The organism is Hydrocoleum sp. CS-953, from assembly GCF_002260545.1.
GTDB lineage: Bacteria > Cyanobacteriota > Cyanobacteriia > Cyanobacteriales > Microcoleaceae > Trichodesmium.
Genome location: NZ_LGSU01000979.1, coordinates 1 through 5,776 on the forward strand (window position 1 = coordinate 1; position 5,776 = coordinate 5,776).

Consider the following 5,776-nt stretch of genomic DNA (forward strand, 5'->3'; position numbering starts at 1 on the left):
AAGCACTCTACCAGAGGTGATGGATAGTGAAATTTTGCTTCTATTGTGGATAAAGTAATAATTAATTCATTTTCTGAAGCACCCCACCAGAGGTGATGGATAGTGAAATTTTGCTTCTATTGCGGATAGAGCAATAGTTAATTCATTTTCTGAAGCACCCTATCAGAGGTGATGGATAGTGAAATTTTGCTTCTATTGCGTATAGAGCAATAGTTAATTCATTTTCTTAAGCACCCATCAGAGGTGATGGATAGTGAAATTTTGCTTCTATTGTGGATAAAGTAATAATTAATTCATTTTCTTAAGCACTCTATCAGAGGTGATGGATAGTGAAATTTTGCTTCTATTGCGTATAGAGCAATAGTTAATTCATTTTCTTAAGCACCCATCAGAGGTGATGGATAGTGAAATTTTGCTTCTATTGCGGATAGAGCAATAGTTAATTCATTTCCTGAAGCACCCTATCAGAGGTGATGGATAGTGAAATTTTGCTTCTATTGCGTATAGAGCAATAATTAATTCATTTGCTGAAGCACTCAGAGATGGGAGATGAATCGTGAAATTTTCCTAATAGGTGGTGCGTTACATTGCATTGCATTTTTCCTGACGGAATGCTCCGCAAACATGTCCCGCAGGGAAACGCACCCTACCGGACTAACTTCTTTCTTGTAGAGGAGCGATCGCTACTCATGTAGGTTGGGTTGTTTCGCTAACGCGACATGTAACGCGAACTTCGTTGCGTAGCATGGAACGTTTGCGGAGCATTTCCAACGGAAAAACCCAACATATATAGATATATTATAGAGGTCTTTGTTGGGTTGCGCTGTCGCTTAACCCAACCTACAACTATTTTTCATTTTTGATTAATTGTCTTCTATTAATTAGTGATTAGCAAAAATTATCGTATAATTCTTGGGAAGGTAAGGAATAAAAACTATGAAGTTACGCAATTTACTACTCGTTACAATATCTATAGCTACCTCAATGATTCTAGCAATATTATTTGTTGCTGAATTTTTGCGTGCTGAAAAAATAAATTATGCCCTATTTTTTGATGGAGTTGATGACTATATTCAAGTAGAAAATACTAACGTAATAAATAAAATTGGTAGTGGAGATTTCACATTTTCTGTATTGGTTTCTGCATTAGAAAGTGAACAAGTACGTCACCCTCAGATTATGTCTAATCGCCCAACTGAAGGAATAGGATTTCTATTTGGATTTCATGGTCGTTGGAGAGGAAGTAAGAACAAAATACCTTATGTTCAACTTGATGATATTAATTGGATTGGGTATCCTGACCAACCTAACTTGCTAGATGGTCAATGGCATCACTTTGTTGCTCGTAAACAAGGGGATCGACTAACATATTTTGCAGATGGAAAACTGGTGGCATCTTTGACAACTTCTAGAATTGGAAACTACAATCTTGCTTCTGAGCAACCTCTCTTAATTGGTTGGGATTTAGTTAATCAATCTCAGACACATTTCAAAGGTAAAATTGATGAATTAAGTATTTGGAATAGGGCATTAACTGATGCTGAAATAGAGTCTAAAATGCTTTATTCTCTTCGAGGTAATGAACCAGGACTTATTAGTTATTGGCCTTTTGATGAAGGTTCTGGTAATCTTGTTAGGGATAAATCAGGTAATGGTAATGATGGAACTATTTATGGTGGTGCTGTCTGGACAACTGGATGGGTTTCTGAAATATAATGTTTGTTCATTAATGGATAATGGATAATTACCTCTGGTTAAAACCATCGGATTGACCAATAAGGAAAAAATTTATTTTTTTCCCCTGGAAAGGGGAGGCTTTTAACCAAGATATTTAATTAATAATTATTAATTATTAATTATCCGGTAAAATTATTGTAATTAAAATAGTGAACAATTAAATCACGATTATAATCTGGAATACGAAGAAAGGGTTTGGAGGCTAAACCCCTACGGAATTGCTATTTAACTTTTTCACAAATAGACATAAAATATGGTTAATCAAATTACCGAGCTGAAATTACTGTATGAGGAAGATTATTTCCTGTGGTTAGAAAAAACAATCGAACTACTAAATAATCGTCAATTAGAAAACCTAGATTATGAGAACTTAATTGAGGAGTTAGAAGCATTGGGTAGAAGTGAAAAAAGTGCTGCTCAAAGTTTCGTTATTTTAATTATTCAACATTTACTACTTTATCAATATTGGTTAGAAGAAAGAGCTAATAAGTCTAGGCATTGGCGTGGAGAATTTTTTGCTTTTCGGACTCAATTAGAATACAAACTTACAACAAATTTACGAAATAATTTAGCTGAACGACTTGACTATCTTTATAGTAAAGCTAGAAAAAGCGCTCAAATTAAATCAGAACTTCAGTTACCAGAAATTAACCCTTATTCTCTTGAACAGATATTGGATGAAGATTGGCTACCAGAGTAGTTATTTAACATCTCCTTGCTTTATCAATACTTGGAATTGGTAGAATACTCTTATTTAAAGCCAATATATCCATGAAGCTATTATGACAAAGCCAAATAAAGGACCTCAGTTTGTCAAATATTTTGCACCTGTAATTTCAGCATTAAAAGAATTAGGAAATTCAGGTACTCCCTCAGAAGTTAAAGATTTAATTGCTATAAATTTACAAATATCTGATAATATTCTTGATGAACAATTACCCAGTGGAACATCATCTAGATTTGATAATCAAGTTGCATGGGCAAGATTTTATTTAGTTAAAGCTGGATATATTGATTCATCAAAAAGAGGGATTTGGAAATTAACAGAAGCTGGAATTAATTCAGAAATTACATCTAAAGAAGCTCTGGAAATCTTTCAAAAACTTCAACAAGCTTTTCGTCAAGAGAGTATAAATAATCAGATTAATAAAGATCTAGAAACAGATGAAGATAATGTTGCAGCTCCAGACTCAAACGAAAATAGTTTCAGAAACTATCGCCAAGAACTATTAGAAACTATTAGAAATCTTTCACCAACTGGTTTTGAACATCTCTGTCAAAGGCTACTAAGAGAATCTGGATTTCAACAAGTAGAAATTACAGGTAGAAGTGGAGATGGTGGTATTGATGGCAAAGGAATATTACAGATTAATTTATTAATAAGTATTCCTGTATTATTTCAGTGTAAACGTTATATTGGTTCAGTAGGAGCGCCAGAAATTCGTGATTTTCGTGGGGCAATAATGGGAAGAGCAGATAAAGGTATATTTATTACAACTGGAACATTTACCAGTGAAGCTCGCAGAGAAGCCGTTAGAGATGGAGTGCCACCCATAGAATTAGTAGATGCTAGTAAATTAATTCTGATGTTTGAACAGTTAGAACTTGGTTTAATACCCAAAACTGTTTATGAGATTGATAAAAGCTTTTTTAAGGAGTTTAGTTAATAATAAATAACATCAAGAAAGGGTTTGGATACCAAACCCCTACAAAGTCGCAATTTATCGACAGATACCGAAAAATAAATCAAAGATTACTTTTGACTTTTAACCTTTAACTTTTAACTCCCACAAGTCGATATTGCACTTCTAAATAAACTAACAAAGCATTAATATCTGCCGGATTTACTCCTCCTATTCTCGATGCTTGCCCAATAGTTAAAGGCTGAACTTTTGACAATTTTTCCCGCGCTTCCATCGACAATGTATCAATAGCAAAATAATCTAAGTTAGCTGGCAACTTTCGATTTTCTTGCCGACTAATTTGGTCGATTTGATTTTGTTGTCTTTGCAAATAACCGGAATATTTAATATCAATTTCTGCTCCTTCTTTTTCAACTAATTTCAAATCTAAATTACCCAGATTATACTTTTCTAAATCCACATAATGGAAACCAGGTCGGCGCAACAAATCTGCCAAAGTAATCGAACCTTTAATTTTTGTCTGAGTATCCGCAACAATATTAATAGCAACCTCTTCTAATTCTTTAATTCGAGTTGACTTTAACCGAGATTTTTCAGCATTAATATTAGTTTGCTTCCTCTCAAATAACTCCCACCGACGGTCATCTATTAAACCAATTTCTCGACCTAAAGGTGTTAGTCTTTGGTCGGCATTATCAGACCGTAAAATCAAACGATATTCCGAACGACTCGTCAACATTCGATAGGGTTCGCGCAAATCTTTTGTACATAGATCGTCAATCAAAGTACCAATATAACTTTGTTCTCTGGGGAAAATAATCATCTCCTTATTCTTAACAAAATTAACCGCATTTATTCCCGCCACAAAACCTTGAGCTGCTGCCTCTTCATATCCAGTGGTACCATTAATTTGACCAGCACAAAATAACCCCTCAATTTTCTTAGTCATCAACGTCGGATAACATTGAGTCGCTGGCAAATAATCATATTCCACGGCATAAGCAGGTCGCAACATCACACAATTTTCTAAACCAGGCAAACTGCGCAACATTTGTAATTGCAATTTTTCTGGCAAACCAGTCGAAAACCCCTGAATATAAAGTTCGGGAATGTCACGACCTTCTGGTTCAATAAATATTTGATGACTACTTTTATCAGCAAACCGGACAATTTTATCCTCAATACTCGGACAATAGCGCGGACCTTTCGCATCCACCCACCCACCGTAAACAGGAGACAAATGTAGGTTATCGCGAATTAATTTGTGAGTTTCGGGAGTGGTGCGGGTGAGATAACAACACATCTGTTCTCGTTCCACCCAAACTTCCGGGTCAAAACTAAACCAACGCACTTTTTCATCCCCTGGTTGCTCTTCCAGATCGCTGTAGTCAACGGAACGTTTGTCAACTCTGGCAGGAGTACCGGTTTTCAGTCGTCCGGTTTCAAAACCAAGTTTATTCAGGGTTTCAGTCAGACCAATAGCAGGAAATTCTCCTGCACGACCTGCTGGCATAGATTTATTGCCTACCCAAATGACTCCACCGAGGAAAGTTCCGGTAGTGAGGATGACAGCTTTACATTTGAAGGCAACACCGAAGTAGGTTTCTACTCCAATAATTTCGTCGTTGTCTCCGAGAACTAAGTCTGTCACCATGCTTTCCCGAACTCGGAGGTTTTCTTGGTTTTCGACAATGTTACGCATAACGGTAGCGTATTCCCGTTTGTCAGTTTGAGCGCGTAACGCCCAAACAGCAGGTCCGCGAGAAGAATTGAGAATGCGTTTTTGCAGGTAGGTACGGTCTGCCATTTTCCCTATTTCCCCACCCAAAGCATCCACCTCGTGGGTAAGTTGAGATTTTGCAGGTCCCCCAACAGCGGGGTTGCATGGTTGCCAGGCAATTTTGTCGAGGTTGAGAGTGAGTAGGAGGGTGTGGCAACCGAGACGTGCGGAAGCAAGAGCGGCTTCGCAACCGGAGTGGCCGGCGCCAACTACAATGATGTCGTATTCGTCTTGAAAATCCATTTTAGTTATCAGTTATACTAGGGAATAGGGAATAGGGAACAGGGAACAGTTGAAACCCACATACCGCTGTCTAATATTCATTATCAGTACCGACATCTGAAGTCGGAAGTTTAAAAATCAGAATTTTCTAGTCATCCTAAATGTTTGATAGTAACATACAGTCATTATAAATGATTTGTAAAAAAAACTGTAGGGGTTTGGTCTCCAAACCCTCTACCAAGAATGGGATTTAGAAACCAAACCCCGTTAGATAAAATGTTACAATCTGTTTAGGACTGTCATATTTTAATATTGCCCAAAATCACTTGAGTTATTGTTTAAGTTGATAGTCTAACATTTATTATTGGTAATATATGATTGACAAAGAGGAAAA

4 protein-coding genes are annotated in these 5,776 nt (G+C 36.5%); 3 read left to right on the plus strand and 1 reads right to left on the minus strand.

Annotation, left to right across the window (positions count from 1 at the left end):
• The first annotated feature begins 936 nt into the window (after positions 1 to 936).
• The 3 genes from AFK68_RS13775 to AFK68_RS13785 all read left to right on the plus strand — a co-directional run bounded on the left by AFK68_RS13775 (position 937) and on the right by AFK68_RS13785 (position 3,404).
• Positions 937 to 1,716, plus strand: coding sequence for a LamG domain-containing protein (locus tag AFK68_RS13775; protein ID WP_246844179.1), 780 nt, complete (start codon positions 937 to 939; stop codon positions 1,714 to 1,716).
• 274 nt (positions 1,717 to 1,990) lie between these two features.
• Positions 1,991 to 2,437 (plus strand): DUF29 domain-containing protein, encoded by a 447-nt coding sequence (locus AFK68_RS13780; protein ID WP_094673300.1) that lies wholly within the window; start codon positions 1,991 to 1,993, stop codon positions 2,435 to 2,437.
• An 82-nt stretch (positions 2,438 to 2,519) separates the two neighbouring features.
• The gene (locus AFK68_RS13785; protein WP_094673301.1) at positions 2,520 to 3,404 is read left to right on the plus strand and encodes a restriction endonuclease; all 885 of its coding nucleotides are present in this window, start codon (positions 2,520 to 2,522) and stop codon (positions 3,402 to 3,404) included.
• Between the two features lie 106 nt (positions 3,405 to 3,510).
• Here the strand turns inward: AFK68_RS13785 and mnmG are convergent, their stop codons facing one another.
• Positions 3,511 to 5,403, minus strand: a complete 1,893-nt coding sequence (mnmG, locus tag AFK68_RS13790; RefSeq protein ID WP_094673302.1) for a tRNA uridine-5-carboxymethylaminomethyl(34) synthesis enzyme MnmG — start codon at positions 5,401 to 5,403, stop codon at positions 3,511 to 3,513.
• Positions 5,404 to 5,776 lie beyond the last annotated feature (373 nt).

What these genes read in the sequence shown, in the direction of transcription:
- AFK68_RS13785 (WP_094673301.1), top strand. Translation starts at nt 2,520, where the DNA reads ATGACAAAGCCAAATAAAGGACCTCAGTTTGTCAAATATTTTGCACCT.
- AFK68_RS13775 (WP_246844179.1), top strand. Translation starts at nt 937, where the DNA reads ATGAAGTTACGCAATTTACTACTCGTTACAATATCTATAGCTACCTCA.
- AFK68_RS13780 (WP_094673300.1), top strand. Translation starts at nt 1,991, where the DNA reads ATGGTTAATCAAATTACCGAGCTGAAATTACTGTATGAGGAAGATTAT.
- mnmG (WP_094673302.1), bottom strand. Translation starts at nt 5,403, where the DNA reads ATGGATTTTCAAGACGAATACGACATCATTGTAGTTGGCGCCGGCCAC.